The sequence below is a fragment of the Kaistia hirudinis genome, from assembly GCF_014196455.1.
Lineage (GTDB): Bacteria > Pseudomonadota > Alphaproteobacteria > Rhizobiales > Kaistiaceae > Kaistia > Kaistia hirudinis.
Genome location: NZ_JACIDS010000005.1, coordinates 189,769 through 205,398, shown reverse-complemented (window position 1 = coordinate 205,398; position 15,630 = coordinate 189,769). Strand labels below are relative to the sequence as shown.

The following is a 15,630-nucleotide window of genomic DNA, read 5'->3' as shown; positions in this document are numbered from 1 at the left end:
TGAGGCCTGCGGCGACGCGCAGGATAACTTAAGCTGCGGCTGTATGGATCCCGGCTTTCGCCGGGATGACGCCGTCATGCGCGGGCGGCCGGCTTATGCAGCCGCCCGAACGCTTACCGCTCCAGCGTCAGCGTCAGCCAGCCTTCCATCTCGCCGGAGCGGGTGAGGCGCAGTCCTTCCGCCTCATAGGCCGCTGTCACGGCAGGCCCTTGCGCGACCAGCAGGCCGGAGAGCACGACCGTGCCGTCCGTGGTCAGATGGCGTGCGACATCGGGCGCGAGCGCGATCAGCGGGCCGGCCAGGATATTGGCGATGACGAGGTCGAAGGGTGCGTTGGCCGCGAAGACCGGATCGTCGAAGCCCTCCGCCGTCGCAGCCGCGATAAGTTCGCCCACACCGTTCAGCGCGGCATTTTCTTCCGTGACGCGGGTCGCGATCGGATCGATGTCGGTGGCGAGCACGCGCTTGCCGAACGCCTTGGCGACGGCGATGGCCAGCACGCCCGTGCCGGTGCCGAGGTCGAGGATGCTCTTGAAATCGCGCGCCGAGCAAAGGCGGTCGATCTCGGCGAGACAGCCGGCCGTCGTACCGTGATGGCCGGTGCCGAAGGCTTCGCCCGCTTCGATCTCGATGGCGATATCGCCCGGCTGGATCTTGTCGCGGTCATGGCTGCCATGGACGAGGAAGCGCCCGGCGCGCACCGGCTTCAGCCCTTCGAGCGACTTCGCCACCCAATCCTCGTCTGGCAGCGGCGCGATGGTGAAGGCGGGCGCCTTCGAGCCGAGCACGCCGGCGGCCAGCGCGTTCAGCACGGCCGCGTCCGGCTCATCCTCGAAATAGACATCGACGACCCAGCTCTGGTCGGCCTGCTCGGTCGTCGCGGCCGTCGGAAAATCCAGCTCCTCACTGGCACCGATCGCCTCGACGAGCGCTTGCGCGATGGATTCGGTGGCGACGGGGAGGGAGGCGATGAGGGTCATGGGGTCGAGCGTTTCTCGTTCGGGAAGTGCGGATGGCTTAGCAGGGGCCGCGCGAAAGGCCAATCACCGGAGATCAATCTGCCGTCGCTGTACCGACGGGCGATTCCGTTGCCATCGACCGTCAGCATCGGCCATCATATTCATGGCACTCAGCGCGCTGATCCATCGGCTGGCACGCCGCACCCTTGAGGGACTACAGCCATGACGATCTACAACCTGATCCCAGTAGCCGCATTCGCTATCGGCGGTGTCGTTCTGGCTTGGTGGGCCTACCGGACCGCGACCCATGGCGACCATCCATCCCGCTAGATCGGACTTAAGTCCGTACGGCCCTTTCGCCGATGGCGGTCCTCACCCCTTCGTCACGAAACTATCCACCACCTTCTTGCTGCCCGCCTTCTCGAAATCCACCGTCAGCTTGTTGCCTTCGATTTCGGTGATCGCGCCATAGCCGAATTTCTGGTGGAAGACGCGTTCGCCGAGGGCGTAGGCCGAGGCGCTGCCGGTGGATTTGGCGATCAGTTCGCCCTCGATCAGGCGTGACGCGCCGTAGGATTTGCTCTTCGCGCCTTCGGCGCGGTTCTTCTGCGCGCGCTGCCAGCCGGGCGTCGAATAGGTGTTGGCAAATGGGTCGGCGCGGTCGAAGCGGCTCGCGCCGTAGTTTCCGATGCCGCCGACATTGTAGCCGCCATAGCTCGATGTCTGTTCGACGACGTCGACATGCTTCTCCGGCAATTCGTCGAGGAAGCGCGAGGGCACCGTCGATTGCCAGAGGCCGTGGATGCGGCGGTTGGAGGCGAACCAGATCAGCGCGCGCTTCTTTGCCCGCGTGATACCGACATAGGCGAGGCGGCGTTCTTCCTCAAGGCCGGCGCGGCCGCTCTCGTCGAGCGCGCGCTGGTGCGGAAAGAGGCCTTCCTCCCAGCCGGGGAGAAAGACGGTCTCGAATTCGAGACCCTTCGCCGAATGCAGCGTCATGATCGAGACGGCGTCGTTGTTCTCGGCGCTGTCGCGGTCCATGACGAGGGCGATGTGTTCGAGGAAGGCTTCGAGCGACTCGAAGCCTTCCATGGAGCGGATGAGCTCCTTCAGGTTCTCGAGCCGCCCCGGCGCGTCGGCCGAGCGGTCCTGCTGCCACATCTCGGTGTAGCCGCTCTCTTCCAGGATCGTCTCGGCGAGCTCGGTGTGCTTGATCGCGCCGAGGCTGTTACGCCAGCGCGCAAAGGAGGCGATCAGCTCGCGCAGCGACGTGCGCGTCTTGGCGGCGATCTCGGAGGTCTGCGTCAGCTCGTCGGCCGCCTGCAGGATCGGGATCTGCCGCGAGCGGGCGTGGTCGTAGAGAAGACGCACGGTCGTCTCGCCGATGCCGCGGCGCGGCGTGTTGACGATCCGCTCGAAGGCGAGATCGTCGGCCGGCTGCGCGACGACGCGGAAATAGGCCAGCGCATCGCGGATTTCGGCGCGCTCATAGAAGCGCGGGCCTCCGATGACGCGATAATTGAGGCCGAGCGTGACGAAGCGGTCTTCGAAGGAGCGCATCTGGAACGAGGCGCGCACCAGGATCGCCATCTCGTTCAGCGCGTGGCCCTGGCGCTGCAGGCTCTCGATCTCCTCGCCGATCGCGCGCGCTTCCTCCTCCGAATCCCAGCTCGACGCGACCTGAACCTTGGGCGCGTCGGGATCGTCGGCGTCGGTGAACAGCGTCTTGCCGAGGCGGCCTTCATTATGCGCGATCAGGTGTGATGCGGCGCCGAGGATATGGCCGGTGGAGCGGTAGTTGCGTTCGAGGCGGATGACGACGGCGCCCGGAAAATCCTTCTCGAAGCGCAGGATGTTGTCGACCTCGGCGCCGCGCCAGCCATAGATCGACTGGTCGTCGTCGCCGACGCAGCAGATGTTGCGCCGCCCCTGCGCCAGCAGGCGCAGCCAGAGATATTGCGCGATGTTGGTGTCCTGGTACTCGTCCACCAGCATGTAGCGGAAGCGCTCGTGATATTCCTTGAGCACGTCCGGATGCTCGCGGAAGAGGCGGAGGTTTTCCAGCAGCAGGTCGCCGAAATCGCAGGCGTTGAGGACCTTGAGCCGGTCCTGATAGGCCGTGTAGAACTTGACGCCCTTGCCGCCCGCGAACGCGCCGCCTTCGCCCGGCGGCACATCCTTCGGCGTCAGGCCGCGATTCTTCCACGAATCAATAAGCGCCGCCAACTGCTTGGCCGGCCAGCGCTTTTCGTCGATCCCCTCGGCCTGGATCACCTGCTTCATCAGGCGGATCTGGTCATCGGTGTCGAGAATGGTGAAGGACGGCTTGAGGCCGACCAGTTCGGCATGGCGGCGCAGGATCTTCACGCCGATGGCGTGGAACGTGCCGAGCCAGGCCATGCCCTCGACCGACGATCCGATCAGGTCGCCGATGCGCTGGCGCATCTCGCGCGCCGCCTTGTTGGTGAAGGTCACCGCGAGGATCTGGCTCGGCCACGCCTTCTGGCTGGCGAGGATATGGGCGATGCGCGTCGTCAGCACGCGCGTCTTGCCCGTGCCGGCGCCGGCGAGCACCAGAACGGGCCCCTCCGTCGTCTCGACGGCAAGCCGCTGCTCGGGATTCAGCCGGGCGACATAGTCCGGGCCGGCGACGGGCGCCCGCGCCGCCATGGCGCGCGCGGCGATGCCGCCGGGACGGGGGCCGGGCGCGGGGGGATCAAACGGGTCGCTCATGCCGCGGCCGGAACGTGATTCGAAGACGAGAACATTCCGGGAATATGGAGCGTGATGCGCCGTGTTGCCAGCAATCCTGGCGGATGAGGCGATCGGCGCCCTATATCAGCGCCAGACAAGAGCAAGGAGTCCTGTCATGCGCAGCGTCGTCTTCGAGCGTTTCGGCGCGCCGTCCGAGGTCCTCGGCACCGCGGAGCGGCCGATTCCGCAGCCCGGTCCCGGCGAAATCCGGGTCCGGCTCGTGCTGTCGCCGATCCACAATCACGATCTGTGGACGATTCGCGGCACCTACGGCGTGAAGCCGGCCCTGCCGGCGACGGGGGGCACCGAAGCGCTCGGCATCGTCGATGCGCTGGGCGAGGGCGTGAGCGGCCCGGCCATCGGCCGGCGCGTCGTGATCACCGGCGTATCCGGTGTGTGGTCGGAGTTCTTCCTCGCGCCGGCCGCCCGCGCGATCCCGATCCCCGATTCGATCGACGACGAGACGGCCTGCCAGCTCATTGCCATGCCGGTCAGCGCGCTGATCCTGCTGCATGATCTCGAGGTGAAGGCGGGCGACTGGATCGCGCAGAACGCCGCGAACGGCGCCGTCGGCCGTCTCGTGGCGCGCCTCGCGGCCAAGCGCGGCGTCCGCGTGCTTTCCGTCGTGCGCCGCGACGCCGGCCTCGCCGAGCTTTCCGCCGCCGGGATCGGCGACGCCGTGTCCAGCGAGCATGTTGGCTGGCAGGAGCGCGTTCAGGCGATCACCGGCGGCGCGCCGATCCTGCGGGGCGTCGATTCGGTCGGCGGCGAGGCGGCGAACCAGCTCGCGGAGCTGCTCGCGTCGGGCGGAAGGCTGGTTTCCTTCGGCGCCATGTCGAACCGGCCGCTCGAAATCAGTTCGGGCCTGCTGATCTTCCGCCGCATCACCGTGAGCGGCTTCTGGGCCGCGGTTCGCACCGGCGAATTGGGGCCGAAGCTCGGCGAGATGATCGGCGAGCTCATCACCATGGCCGCCTCAGGCGAACTGCGCCTGCCGGTCGACGGCGTCTTCCCGCTGGAGAAGGCGGCGGAGGCGGCTGCGGCCAGCGATCGGCCCGGACGCGGCGGCAAGGTCGTCCTGAAGCCCTGAGCCGCGGCCGGTCGGCAGGCCGGCGGCGCCCGCGCCCTCGGTGAGGCTGTCCACGTCGTCGGCGTCTGCATGACGGGTTCGATAAGCCGCCCCGCGACGAGGAAGTCTTTGGCGCGGCAGGTGGGTTTTGCTACGGTGCACAGCGTGCGGCGGATGTCGCACGACTCCTGTGGAGGCATGGACGATGGTTGTTTCGGCGCTGCGCAAGGAAGGCGGGCGTGGCGAGGACGGGCTGCCTGGTGTTCTGGACCGGCTGAAGGCCCAGTTCGGCGACCGCATGTCGCAAGGCGCGGAGATTCGCCGCCAGCATGCGAACACCACCAACTGGCTGCCGAACGAGCCGGCCGACGCCGTCGTCTTCGCGCAATCGACCGAGGAAGTGGCCGACATCGTGCGCCTCTGCGCCGAAGCGCGCGTTCCCGTCATCCCGTTCGGCACCGGAACCGGTCTCGAGGGCCACGTCAATGCGCCGTTGGGCGGCATTTCGATCGATCTCTCCGGTCTCAACCGCATCCTCGCCGTCCGCGCCGAGGATCTCGACTGCACGGTCGAGGCCGGGGTCACGCGGCACCAAATCAACGATCACCTCCGCGACCAGGGCCTGTTCTTTCCGATCGATCCCGGCGCCAATGCCAGCCTCGGCGGCATGGCATCGACGCGCGCCTCCGGCACCAATGCCGTGCGCTATGGCACGATGCGCGACAATGTCATCAACCTCACCGCCGTGATGGCCGACGGATCGATCGTCAGGACAGGCGGCCGGGCCAAGAAGAGCTCCGCCGGCTACGACCTGACGCGCCTTCTCGTCGGCTCCGAGGGTACGCTCGGCGTGATCACCGAGCTGACGCTGCGCCTGCACGGCATTCCCGAGGCGATCGCCGGCGGCGTCTGCTCGTTCCCGACCGTCGAGGATGCCTGCAACGCGACGATCCTGACGATCCAGAGCGGCATTCCGGTCGCGCGCATCGAGCTGCTCGATACGCTGATGGTCCGCGCCACCAATGATTTCGCCAAGCTCGGCCTCAAGGAGACGCCGCATCTCTTCGTCGAGTTCCACGGCTCCAGCGCCTCGGTGAAGGAGCAGTCGGAGCTGTTCGGCGAGATTGCGGCCTCGCTCGGCGGCGGCGAATTCGTCTGGGCGACGCGGCCGGAGGATCGCTCCAAGCTCTGGCATGCCCGGCACGAGGCCTATTTCGCGGCCAAGGGGCTGCGCGCCGGCGCGTCCGTGGTCGCGACCGATGTCTGCGTGCCGATCTCGCGCCTCGCCGAATGCGTCGCCGAGACGACGGTCGATATCGAGCAGAGCGGGCTGATCGCGCCGATCGTCGGCCATGTCGGCGACGGCAATTTCCACGTCCAGCTGCTGATCGACATCGAGAATGCGCAGGAGGTGGCCGCGGCCGAGCATTTCGTCGGCCGCCTCAACGAGCGCGCCATCGCGATGGAGGGAACCTGCACCGGCGAGCACGGGATCGGGCAGGGCAAGCGCAAATATATGAAGCTCGAGCATCCGAGCGGTTTGCCGATCATGCGGGCGATCAAGCAGGCGCTCGATCCGCTCGGAATTCTCAATCCCGGCAAGATCTTTCCCGATCCATGACGGTTCCCGGTCCATGACACGGCCGAGGGCTGCGGGGAGGGCGTTCTGAACAGGCTGTACCTGATCATCGGCGGATTCATCATCGCCGTCCTCGTGGCGGCGCTGGTCGTGCCATGGTTCATCGACTGGAACGCCTATCGCTCGACCTTCGAGCGCGAGGCGGAGAAGATCCTCGGTCAGCCCGTGCGCGTCGCCGGCATCGCCGATGCCTCGCTGCTGCCGATGCCCTCGCTCACCTTCACGGATGTGCGGGTCGGCGATACCGGCGGCGCGCCGATGATGACGGTCGCGCGCTTCCAGGTTCATGCCGAGCTGATCCCGCTCTTGATGGGCAGCCTGAAGATCGTCGACATGGCCGTGGACCGCCCGGCCGTGTCGGTGGACATCGCGAATGACGGCTCGATCGCCTGGCTCAGCCGTTCCGAGGCCTCGCGGGCGCTCGATCCCGATGCCGTTTCGCTGCAGCGGGTCGAGATCAAGAACGGCTCGATCGCCTATCTCGACCGGCGCACGGGGCGGAAGGTCGACATCGACAACGTCAATGCGACGCTCGACGCCCGCTCGCTGCTCGGCCCCTGGAAGGCCGAGGGCGGCGCCGTGGTCGGCGGCATGCAGACGATGTTTCGCATCGCCACTGGCCGCCTGACCGACGCCGGCATGCTGCGCGTTAAGGTCGAGGCCGATCCGGCCACGGTCCCGGTGACCTTCTCCGCGGAAGGCGATCTCGGCCTCGACGGGGACGGCCTCGCCTGGAGCGGCGGCTTCTCGCTCGCCCGCGCCATGGTCGATGACGGCAGCGGCAAGGCGGCCGGACGCGGCTGGCGGGCGCTCGGCAAATTCGTGCTCGATCCGTCGCAACTGAGCCTGCCGGAGCTGGCGCTCGCCGCCGGCCCGGAGGATCGCCCCTATGGTCTGACCGGCTCGGCGAAGATCGATCTTGGCGCAGAGGCGCGCTTCGACGCCGCGCTGAAATCGCGCCAGCTCGATCTCGACCGCGCGATCGGCAAGGGGCCGAACCAGCCGGCCAATGTCGATCAGGCGGGTGCGGTGCTGGTCGCGGCGATCTCCGATCTGCCGGTGCCGAGCATTCCCGGACGGATCGATTTCGACATACCCGGCGTCATTCTCGGCGGCTCGGTGGTGCAGAATCTGCGCTTCGGCGCCGTCTCCGCGCCGGAGGGATGGAAGATCGAGGAGTTCGGCGCCGATCTGCCGGGCCGCACACGCCTCACCGGCGACGGCATCGTGCGCACGGCGCCTCTGCCGAGCTTTACCGGCGGGGTGCGTCTCGCCTCGGACCAGCCGTCGATCTTCGCCGCGTGGTGGCGGGGCAAGAGCGATGGCAATCGCCGGCCCTTGCAGCCCTTCGACATGTCCGGCCAGCTGTCGCTGTCGACCGCCGCGCTCGGCATCTCCAACATGTCGGCCAAGCTCGGCCGCTCCAATCTTCGCGGCCGGGTCGACTGGCAGCGCACCGCTGCCGGGCGGCGCGATCTCTCGATCGACGTCAAGGCCGACCGCTTCGACTATGACCAGATCGCCGCGCTGACCGCGATCTTCGCCGGCCGCTCGCCTTCCGAGCCCGGCGGCATCGCCGATGCCTTCGCGGTGAAGCTCGCAGCGGGATCGCTCGTCGCCGACGACACGAATTTCGACCAGGTGTCGGTGGATGGCAGCTATGCCAATGACGCGCTGAGCCTGCGCAAATTCTCGGTCGGCAATGTCGCGGGCGTTTCGATCCGCGTCGACAATGGGCGGATCGAGAAGCTCTCGACCACCCCGAGTGGCCAGATCTCCGCGACCTTCAAGGCCGAGGCGCTCGGCGGCGTCGCCGACCTCGCGCTCAGGCTCATGCCCGGCTCGGCGCTCGCGCGCTGGCTCTCCTCCGCGTCGGCCGATCTCGGCCCGGCCAATGTGACGGTCACCGTGGCGGGGCAGGGCGTCGATGGCGCGACCAACGCCAATCTGGCGCTGAACGGCAGTCTCGGCGGCACCAAACTCGACGTGGCGCTCGGCTGGGTCGGGCGCCTCGCCGCATGGCGCGACGGCACCCTCAAGGCGTCGGTCCGCGTCGAAAACGACGATTCGGGTCAGGTCCTGCGCCAGATCGGCTATGCGACGGCGCCCGGCACGCCGGGCGGGCCGTTCAGCCTGACCATGGAGCCGCGCCAGGGAACCGGCGGCTCGCTCGCAGCCGGCGTACCGCTCGATTTCAAGGGCGCGTTTGCGGGGCTTTCATACCAGTTCGACGGCGCGATCGGCCTCGACGAGAGCCTGCTGCCGACGGCGCATGGCAGGATCGATGTCGCGGGCGACGATCTCGGCCCCGCCTTCGCGCTGCTGGTCGGCGGCGTGCCGGGCAGCGAGCCGGCGCGTCCGCTGGCGCTCACGGCCGCGCTCGATGTCGCCGGTCCGAGCGCGCATGCGACGTTCCGCGATGCACGGTTCGGCGCGGCCACAGCGGCCGGAAGTGTCGACTTCGCGCCGCAGGCCGGCCGCTGGCGCCTCGCCGGCACGATCGACACGGACGTCGCCGATCTCGACTATCCCGTCCGCCTGGCGCTCGGCCTGCCGGCCGATACGGGCGACGCGGCGACGCTCTGGCCGAAGACGACCTTCGGCGCGCCGGTGATCACGGATTTCGATCTGGCGCTCCGCCTCAATGCGGATCGTCTGGCCGTCGCCGACGGGCTCACGCTCGCCAATGCGCAGCTCGGCATCGGCGTCTCGTCGGGCCGCACGGAACTGCAGCTCACCGATGCCGATATCGCCGGCGGCAAGGTCAACGGCTCGCTGTCGATCCAGAACAGTGGCGGCGACGCGACGGTCTCGGCGCAGTTCGCGCTGGCCGGCGCCGAGCTCGGCGAGCTCGCCTGGGCACGCGACGACCGCTCGGTCGCCGATGGCAAGCTCGACATGTCGGGCCAGGTGCAGGGCGCCGGCCGCTCCATGGCCGGCGTGGTCTCCTCGCTTTCGGGCGGCGGCTCGCTCAAGGTCGGCGCCGGCACGGCGCGCTTCGTCGGGGCTGGGGCCTTCGGCTCGGTGATCCGCACGGCCGATTCCGGCCGCGATCTCGGCGAGGCGGACTTGAAGAAGCTGTTCTCCGGCTATCTGGATGCGGGCACGCTGGCCTTCGAGCGCATCGAAGGCGCGTTCACGGTGGGTGCGGGCGTGCTGCGCGCGCCCAATCTCGATGTCGCGACCAAGGACGCGACGATTTCGGGCGGCGCGACGGTCGATTTCAACGATGGCACGCTGAACAGCCAGTGGACGCTGACGGTCGACGCCGGCGACGACAAGGTGAGCGGCGTGGTGCCCCAGGTCGGCGTCATCTTCCGTGGGCCCTTCGATGCGCCGCAGCGCGTCGTCGATGTCTCGCCCTTCCTCGGCTATCTGCAGATCCGCGCCTCGGAGCGCGAGAACGAGCGCATCCAGAAGCTTGAGGCGGAGATCCGCGAGAAGGAGAAGCTCGAGCGGATGATGCGCTCCTATCGCGACGACGCTGCGCGCCGCACCGAGGCCGCCAAGGCCGAAGCGGCGCGGAAGGCGGCGGAGGACAAGGCGAAGGCCGAAGCCGCCGCGAAGGCCGAGGCCGACCGCAAGGCTGCGGAGACGGCGGCGAAGGCGGAAGCCGATCGCAAGGCCCAGGAGGCCGCCGCGCAGAGCGAGGCCCAGCGCAAGGCCGCCGCAGCCGCCGAAGCCGCCCGCAAAGCCGCCGCCGCCAAGGCGGAAGCCGACCGCGCCGCAGCGGAAGCCCAGAAGGCCGCCGACGCAGCAAAGCGCGCCGCGGACGATGCGGCCAAATCATCGGGCGGTTTCTCGCCGGACCTTCTACAGCCCGTCAATCCGAACTGACAGTGGCCGGACCGCCGGCGCGATAATGGCCGAGCACGGCGAGGCGGATCGCCGATGAGAGGTTCACGTCGGTCGGACGCTCGGCATCGATCGCGGCGACGAGGGCTGCGAGGCTCTTGCCTTCGTGGCCGGCGATGTCCTTGAGCGCTTCCCAGAAGGGCTCCTCGATCGAGATCGACGTGCGGTGGCCGGCGATCGTGATCGAGCGCTTCTTCATCGCGCCTAGCCCTCGGAGCCTTCGGAGCCTTGGGGTTCCTCACGACGATGCGCGTCGAGGGTTCGCGTCGCGCGCTCCGCTTCGGCCTTTTCCTTCAGCTTCTCGGCCTTCGTCCGGCCGAATTTCACGCGGTTCGCCTCGGCCTCGGCCAACCGGTCGCGCTTCGCCTTTTCCTTGCGGGCGCGGTTCAGGTTGATGAGGTCGGCGGACATGTCAAAACCCCAAGCGTTTCAGAAACCGAGGAACAGCAGATCGAGCCCGGCCTTGATGCGATCCTGCTCGTGTTCGAGGCGGCCGGCATATGGACCGATCGCGGATCGCGATAAGGCCGCCAGACGGTCGATCTGGAGCAGATAGTCGCCGCTGCCGAAATCGACCTTGAGGCGCAGCCCGTCGACGACAAGGCGATGCGGTACATCCGTCAGCGGCGCGACGACGCGCGTATCGAGCTGGTCGGCGAGATCGTGCTGCAGAATGACGACGAGGCCCTCATGCGGGGATCTGAGCCAATGGACGTCGAACTGCCGCATCAGAACAGCCTGAGGCCGTCGGACCACAGGCCGTTGCGTTCGAGTTCCGCATTGGCCTCGTCGATGGCTTCGCGGTTCGCCTCGCGCCAGCGTTCGGCGCGCCGCTGCCGATGTTCGGCCTCGAGCGCACGCTCGAGGACTGCGGACATATTGGTGCCGAGGGCCTTCGCCTCATCGACCAGGTCAGCGCGCACGGAAACGTTGACGGCGCGCTTTCCTGGTGCCGACTTCCGCCTTTCGGCGCGCGCCGCTGCATTCGCCATGGCCAGCCTCATGCGTAGGAGTCCTGCGCATGATGGATGTTCAGATCGGGTGTTTCAACCCTCACTTCGGGCCGATCATGTCCTCAGGCCGGACGATCGCGTCGAACTCCTCGTCGGTGACATAGCCGCCGCCGACGGCTTCCTGGCGCAGCGTCGTGCCGTTCTTGTGCGCGGTCTTGGCGATCTTGGCGGCGTTGTCGTAGCCGATCTTGGGCGCCAGTGCGGTGACGAGCATCAGCGAGCGCTCGACGCCGTGACGGATATTGTCGAGGCGCGGCTCGATGCCGACCACGCAATTGTCGGTGAAGGAGATGGCCGCGTCGGCGATGAGGCGCACCGACTGCAGGAAATTATAGGCCATCACCGGATTATAGACGTTGAGCTCGAAATGGCCCTGGCTATCGGCGAAAGTGAGCGCGGCATTGTTGCCGAACACCTGCACGCAGACCTGCGTCAGCGCCTCGCACTGGGTCGGGTTGACCTTGCCCGGCATGATCGACGAGCCCGGCTCGTTCTCGGGCAGCGACAGTTCGCCGAGGCCGGCGCGCGGGCCCGAGCCGAGCAGGCGGATATCGTTGGCGATCTTGAACAGCGAGGCGGCGACCGTGTTGATCGCGCCATGGCTGAACACCATCGCGTCATGGGCGGCGAGCGCCTCGAACTTGTTCGGCGCGCTCGTGAAGGGCAGGCCGGTAATGTCGGCGATCTTGGCGGCGACTTTCTCGGCGAAGCCGATCGGCGCGTTGAGGCCCGTGCCGACGGCGGTGCCGCCCTGCGCCAGTTCCATCAGCGCCGGCAGCGTCATCTCGATGCGGGCGATGCCGTTTTCGACCTGCTTGGCATAGCCGGAGAATTCCTGGCCGAGCGTCAGCGGCGTCGCGTCCTGGGTGTGGGTGCGGCCGATCTTGACGATGCCGGACCATTCCTTGGCCTTGGTGTCGAGCGCTGCATGGAGATGCTTCAGCGCGGGGATGAGCAGGCCGACGATCTCCTCCGCGCCGGCGACATGCATCGCGGTCGGGTAGGTATCGTTCGACGACTGGCTCATATTGACGTGGTCGTTCGGATGCACCGGCTTCTTGGAGCCGAGCACGCCGCCGAGCATCTCGATCGCGCGGTTCGAGATCACCTCATTGGCGTTCATGTTCGACTGGGTGCCCGAGCCGGTCTGCCAGACGGCGAGGGGGAAATGGTCGTCGAGCTTGCCGTCGATGACTTCCTGCGCGGCGGCGACGATCGTCTGGCCGATGGCAGGGTCGAGGCGGCCGAGCTCCATATTGGCTTCGGCGGCGGCGCGCTTGACCACGCCGAGCGCGCGGACGATCGCCTTCGGCTGCTTCTCGATGCCGATCTTGAAATTGCCCAGCGAGCGCTGCGCCTGAGCGCCCCAATAGCGGTCCGAGGAAACTTCGATCGGGCCGAACGTATCGGTTTCGATGCGGGTCGTCATGGCGCTCGTCAGCTTTCGATGAGGATCGGGAGTTGGCTCTGGCCCTGCGGCCACAGCCGGTAGGGCGTCTCTACCACGCGGCTTCCGCCCATGCCAAGTTCGCAGGAAGCCGAATTAATTCGCGCATTCCGGCCGTGCTTCACGCGGGCTCGCGCAGCGTTTCGAGCGGCGCGGCCTCGGTCCGCTCTGCCGCCAACGCGCGGCCCGCCGCATCGCCGCCCACGGGGCGGAGCGCGATGGCGAGGCGGCGGACCAGCCAGACGGCGCGCTCGAACTGGCTGGTGGCGAGCAGCAGGCGCTGCGCATCGACCTCGGTGCCGAAGGCGGAAGCGGCGAGCGAGCGGCGCATGCGGTCGAGATATTCGCTGCGATCGCCGGTCAGCGCGATCAGCAGCTCGTATTCCGCTCCGTCGGCGCCGGCCTCGGCGAGCTGCATGACGATGAGGCGGAGCGATTCCGACAGGTTGAAGGCGAGCGCGGGGCGCGGCCGGAAGGAGAGGATAAGCGCCGAGAACTCGGCCAAAGTCTCCTGGAGGGCGCGCACCATTTCGAGATGCGATTGCCGGGCCAGCGCGGCGTCGAGATCGCGGCTCGAAAGGCCGCCGGCGATGAGCTCGACGATGAAGGCGTCCGTCGTCTCGGCGACGGCCCGGCCGCCGCGCGCCAGCACGAGCAGCCTGCCGCCATCGCCATGGCCCTCCCGGTCGAGATCGGGCAGGAGATCCGGCAGGCGGGCGACCAGCGCGCCGATTTCGGAGGCGGCGAGTTCCAGCGCGCCGGATGGATCGGCGGCCGCGTCGGGGTCGACGAAGCGCGGCCGCGACACGTCGTCCTCGAGCGTCGGCGGGCTGAAGCGATGCGCGAGCGCCGCGACCTGCGTGCGGAACAGCGAGACAGGCACCGCGCCGACAAGTTGCAGGACCAGGAACAGCATCGACACGGCCGCCGCGGCATCGCCGCCGCCGAGCCGCGCGAAGAGGGCGACCGGATCGAGCCCGGCCATCGGCGCGGCGAGGAAGGCGGCGAGCAGCAGGCCTGAGCCGAGCCCCTTCACCATGATATGGACGACGCAGAGCTGGCGCCCGACGCCGCGCAGGCCGCCGGACGCGATGAGCGTTGCGAGGCCCGAGCCGAGATTGGCGCCGACGACGGCGAAGAAGCAGCCGTCGAGGCCGATGAAGCCGGCCTTCAGCGCCGCGAGGACGATGATGGTCGCGGTCGAGGAGGATTGCGTCAGCATCGCCGCGACCAGGCCGAGCGCCAGCAGGCCGATCGGCGGCAGCGATGAGATCAGGGCGGCGATCGCCGCGCCGTCCAGCGCGCGCGGCGCGGCCTTGATGAAATCGATGCCGAGGAAGAGCAGCGTCAGCCCGAGCAGGATGCTCATCCAGCTGCGCGAGGCGGCCCGCCGGTCCAGGCCGAGCTGGAAGCCGATTCCGACCAGGCCAACCAGAAACAGCACGGCGAGGTGGAAATTGACCGCCGCGAGCAGGACCAGGACGGAGGTGCCGACATTGCCGCCGGCGACGATCGGGATGGCCTCGCGGGTCGAGAGCAGGCGGGCGCGGACGAGATTGCCGGTGATGACCGCGACCGCATTGCTCGACTGCGTGATCGCGCCGGCGAGCGTGCCCGCCGCCAGCCCGGCGACCGTAGTCCGCGTCGCCGCGCGCAGCAGGTGACGGATCCGCCGGCCCATCGCCTGCTGCAATTGCGACGACATCAGGCGGAGGCCGATGAAGAGGAGGCCGAGGCCGGCCAGGCTTTCAGCGAGACTGAGCACGAGCGGAGCCTGAACCGGAGGCGGTTGACGGGGCGGCGCAGGGCGCCGCACGCCGGACCGATCCGCGTACGAATCCGCTCAGGCGATTCCGCTATGGATCGCGCCGCTCGTGACAGGCGTGTGACAAGCCGTTCCGGCCGGCTCAGTTCTTCTTGCGGAAGGCGTCGAGGCGAACGATCTGCGCCTCGCCGGGGCGCTCCTCGGAGACCGCCGGCTCTTCGGGGGCAGGGGTCTCGGCGACGCTCTCGCGCTCGGCGTCGAGCACGAGCGGGGAATCCTCGAGTTCCTCGATCTCGCGGTCGGCCTCGTCGGCCTCGGCATTCGCCTGCTGCGCCGTCTCGAACTGGAGGCCGAACTGGACCGAGGGGTCGAGGAAACTCTTGATCGCCGCGAAGGGAACCAGCAGCCGCTCCGGCACGCCGCCGAAGGAGAGCCCGACCTCGAAGGCGTGCTCGCTGACCGAAAGGTCCCAATACTGGTGCTGGAGAACGATCGTCATCTCCTCCGGATACTTTGCCAGCATGCGGCTCGAAATGCGCACGCCGGGGGCCCGGGTCTCGAAGGTGATGTAGAAATGGTGATCGCCGGGAAGGCCGGTCTTCGCCACTTCGGCGATGACCTTTCGGACCACGCCGCGCAGCGCGTCCTGGGCCAGAATATCGTAGCGGATCAGGTCCTCGGGCATTCGTCTATCCGTCTTGGCGGGCCGCTGTCCCGATCAGGTCGCCGGGATGGGCCGGGCGCAGAAGTGGAGGCTTCTGTTGCCAGGTGCCTCCGGACCCCGCCTTACAGTGCTACCCGCAAGGACTTGAATTTCGGTACCGGCACCGCTTACGCGGCGACAGCCACCGGAGCATAGTTGTCATTCGCAACTATAGGTTTGGTCCGATATCGGCGGTACCATGCCGAGCAAAAGCCCACCCTTTACGCCCTCGTCGATCCTATTTCGCCCCCGCCGGAGCCCATCCGCCGCAATTGTCGGCCGATGGGCTCGGGTGGAGGCGCCGGGTACCGCCCCCGGGTCCGATGGGTTTATTACGATGGCCGTTTATCGCCATAGCCGGCTTGCGCCGGCACAGGAGATATAGGGGATCGCGAGGGGCGTGAAAAGGGAGCGCGCTGTCGCCGT

The 15,630-nt window shown here is 68.1% G+C and carries 12 protein-coding genes and 1 other RNA gene; 3 read left to right on the top strand and 10 right to left on the bottom strand.

Going from position 1 to position 15,630, the window contains the following annotated elements; translation table 11 throughout:
• Positions 1 to 113: 113 nt before the first annotated feature.
• Both GGR25_RS19575 and GGR25_RS19570 read right to left on the bottom strand, forming a co-directional pair.
• A complete protein-coding gene (locus GGR25_RS19575; RefSeq protein ID WP_183400553.1) occupies positions 114 to 980 on the bottom strand; it encodes a 50S ribosomal protein L11 methyltransferase in 867 nt (288 codons plus the stop codon).
• Between the two features lie 351 nt (positions 981 to 1,331).
• The gene (locus GGR25_RS19570; protein ID WP_183400552.1) at positions 1,332 to 3,692 is read right to left on the bottom strand and encodes an ATP-dependent helicase; all 2,361 of its coding nucleotides are present in this window, start codon (positions 3,690 to 3,692) and stop codon (positions 1,332 to 1,334) included.
• Positions 3,693 to 3,828: 136 nt separating this feature from the next.
• Here GGR25_RS19570 and GGR25_RS19565 point away from each other — a divergent pair, with 136 nt between their 5' ends.
• The 3 genes from GGR25_RS19565 to GGR25_RS19555 all read left to right on the top strand — a co-directional run bounded on the left by GGR25_RS19565 (position 3,829) and on the right by GGR25_RS19555 (position 10,258).
• A complete protein-coding gene (locus tag GGR25_RS19565) occupies positions 3,829 to 4,803 on the top strand; it encodes a zinc-binding dehydrogenase (RefSeq protein WP_183400551.1) in 975 nt (324 codons plus the stop codon).
• Between the two features lie 184 nt (positions 4,804 to 4,987).
• Complete coding sequence (locus tag GGR25_RS19560) at positions 4,988 to 6,403, top strand: FAD-binding oxidoreductase (RefSeq protein ID WP_183400550.1); 1,416 nt, start codon at positions 4,988 to 4,990, stop codon at positions 6,401 to 6,403.
• Positions 6,404 to 6,448: 45 nt separating this feature from the next.
• Entirely contained in the window at positions 6,449 to 10,258 is a 3,810-nt protein-coding gene (locus tag GGR25_RS19555) for an AsmA family protein (RefSeq protein ID WP_343068136.1), read from the top strand.
• On the opposite strand, the gene GGR25_RS19550 is transcribed toward GGR25_RS19555, so the two are convergent.
• From GGR25_RS19550 to ssrA, 8 genes are all read right to left on the bottom strand, one after another.
• Positions 10,245 to 10,475: a ribbon-helix-helix domain-containing protein gene (locus tag GGR25_RS19550; protein WP_183400548.1), complete on the bottom strand. Its 231-nt coding sequence runs from the start codon at positions 10,473 to 10,475 to the stop codon at positions 10,245 to 10,247. The genes GGR25_RS19555 and GGR25_RS19550 overlap by 14 nt on opposite strands.
• 5 nt (positions 10,476 to 10,480) lie before the next feature.
• Entirely contained in the window at positions 10,481 to 10,687 is a 207-nt protein-coding gene (locus tag GGR25_RS19545) for a DUF4169 family protein (RefSeq protein WP_183400547.1), read from the bottom strand.
• An 18-nt stretch (positions 10,688 to 10,705) separates the two neighbouring features.
• Entirely contained in the window at positions 10,706 to 11,005 is a 300-nt protein-coding gene (locus GGR25_RS19540) for a CcdB family protein (RefSeq protein ID WP_183400546.1), read from the bottom strand.
• Positions 11,005 to 11,268 (bottom strand): type II toxin-antitoxin system CcdA family antitoxin, encoded by a 264-nt coding sequence (locus GGR25_RS19535; RefSeq protein ID WP_183400545.1) that lies wholly within the window; start codon positions 11,266 to 11,268, stop codon positions 11,005 to 11,007. The genes GGR25_RS19540 and GGR25_RS19535 overlap by 1 nt, the downstream gene beginning before the upstream one ends.
• Positions 11,269 to 11,329: 61 nt before the next feature.
• The gene (gene fumC, locus GGR25_RS19530) at positions 11,330 to 12,718 is read right to left on the bottom strand and encodes a class II fumarate hydratase (protein WP_183400544.1); all 1,389 of its coding nucleotides are present in this window, start codon (positions 12,716 to 12,718) and stop codon (positions 11,330 to 11,332) included.
• A 139-nt stretch (positions 12,719 to 12,857) separates the two neighbouring features.
• Positions 12,858 to 14,501 (bottom strand): Na/Pi symporter, encoded by a 1,644-nt coding sequence (locus tag GGR25_RS19525; protein WP_183400543.1) that lies wholly within the window; start codon positions 14,499 to 14,501, stop codon positions 12,858 to 12,860.
• A gap of 142 nt (positions 14,502 to 14,643) precedes the next feature.
• Complete coding sequence (locus GGR25_RS19520) at positions 14,644 to 15,186, bottom strand: SspB family protein (RefSeq protein WP_183400542.1); 543 nt, start codon at positions 15,184 to 15,186, stop codon at positions 14,644 to 14,646.
• A gap of 62 nt (positions 15,187 to 15,248) precedes the next feature.
• Positions 15,249 to 15,615: a transfer-messenger RNA gene (ssrA, locus tag GGR25_RS19515) on the bottom strand.
• Positions 15,616 to 15,630: the final 15 nt, after the last annotated feature.

What these genes read in the sequence shown, in the direction of transcription:
- GGR25_RS19570 (WP_183400552.1), bottom strand. Translation starts at nt 3,692, where the DNA reads ATGAGCGACCCGTTTGATCCCCCCGCGCCCGGCCCCCGTCCCGGCGGC.
- fumC (WP_183400544.1), bottom strand. Translation starts at nt 12,718, where the DNA reads ATGACGACCCGCATCGAAACCGATACGTTCGGCCCGATCGAAGTTTCC.
- GGR25_RS19520 (WP_183400542.1), bottom strand. Translation starts at nt 15,186, where the DNA reads ATGCCCGAGGACCTGATCCGCTACGATATTCTGGCCCAGGACGCGCTG.
- GGR25_RS19565 (WP_183400551.1), top strand. Translation starts at nt 3,829, where the DNA reads ATGCGCAGCGTCGTCTTCGAGCGTTTCGGCGCGCCGTCCGAGGTCCTC.
- GGR25_RS19540 (WP_183400546.1), bottom strand. Translation starts at nt 11,005, where the DNA reads ATGCGGCAGTTCGACGTCCATTGGCTCAGATCCCCGCATGAGGGCCTC.
- GGR25_RS19545 (WP_183400547.1), bottom strand. Translation starts at nt 10,687, where the DNA reads ATGTCCGCCGACCTCATCAACCTGAACCGCGCCCGCAAGGAAAAGGCG.
- GGR25_RS19575 (WP_183400553.1), bottom strand. Translation starts at nt 980, where the DNA reads ATGACCCTCATCGCCTCCCTCCCCGTCGCCACCGAATCCATCGCGCAA.
- GGR25_RS19560 (WP_183400550.1), top strand. Translation starts at nt 4,988, where the DNA reads ATGGTTGTTTCGGCGCTGCGCAAGGAAGGCGGGCGTGGCGAGGACGGG.
- GGR25_RS19550 (WP_183400548.1), bottom strand. Translation starts at nt 10,475, where the DNA reads ATGAAGAAGCGCTCGATCACGATCGCCGGCCACCGCACGTCGATCTCG.
- GGR25_RS19535 (WP_183400545.1), bottom strand. Translation starts at nt 11,268, where the DNA reads ATGGCGAATGCAGCGGCGCGCGCCGAAAGGCGGAAGTCGGCACCAGGA.